This window comes from Vibrio sp. 704 (assembly GCF_033339295.1).
This window is the reverse complement of record NZ_JAWOUH010000350.1, coordinates 1-766: the sequence shown is the minus strand read 5'-3', so window position 1 is coordinate 766 and position 766 is coordinate 1. Positions and strand designations below refer to the sequence as shown.

The window sequence follows — 766 nt, the reverse complement described above, 5'->3', positions numbered from 1 at the left end:
ATAAGTGGATTGCGGGCCCTGTGATCAACGGTGAACGTTTTGCCGAAAGCATGATCAAGGAAAACCTCGCTGAGATCATTACCGCGCCTTACGATCGTCGTGTTGAAGTGGGTCAAGTCGCTTTTGCAACTCTTGATCATGTTTCCGCTGCGATTGAAGCGGCGCAAGCGGCATTCCCAGAATGGAAAGGCACTGCGATTGAGCAAAAAGCGAAGTGTTTAGAAACACTTGCTGACCTGATGGAAGCAAACTTGGCGGAGTTGGTGGCGATTTGTCATCAAGAAGCGGGTAAAACCATTCACGACAGCATTGATGAAGTTCGTGAAGCGGTTGATTTCTGTCGTTACTACGCAAAACAAGCGCAAAACCTACAACCATTTGAACTGGAAGGTTTCGATGGTGTGAAACGCATTTCTAGCCGTGAAGGTCTCGGTGTGTTCGTTTGTATTAGCCCTTGGAACTTCCCTCTGGCGATTTTCCTTGGTCAAGTAACCGCGGCGCTTGTTGCGGGTAACACAGTGGTTGCTAAACCGGCTGAACAAACCAGCTTGATTGCTGCTCGCGCGATTGATTTGATGCTGGAAGCTGGCTTCCCAGCTGGCGTAATTCAATTACTTCCTGGTCGCGGTGGTGAGATTGGTCATGCACTAACCTCTCACGACGCCATCGCAGGTGTCGCATTTACGGGCTCTACGGCAACGGCACAGCGCATCAACGTAACGTTGGCAGAGCGTACCGCGAAGCCAGTACCGTTTATCGCGGAAAC

The 766-nt window shown here is 50.7% G+C and carries 1 protein-coding gene; it reads left to right on the top strand.

All coding sequences use genetic code 11. The features are described from left to right. On the top strand, window positions 1-766 hold a 766-nt coding region (locus tag R7R24_RS26405), incomplete at both ends, for an aldehyde dehydrogenase family protein (RefSeq protein ID WP_318120076.1).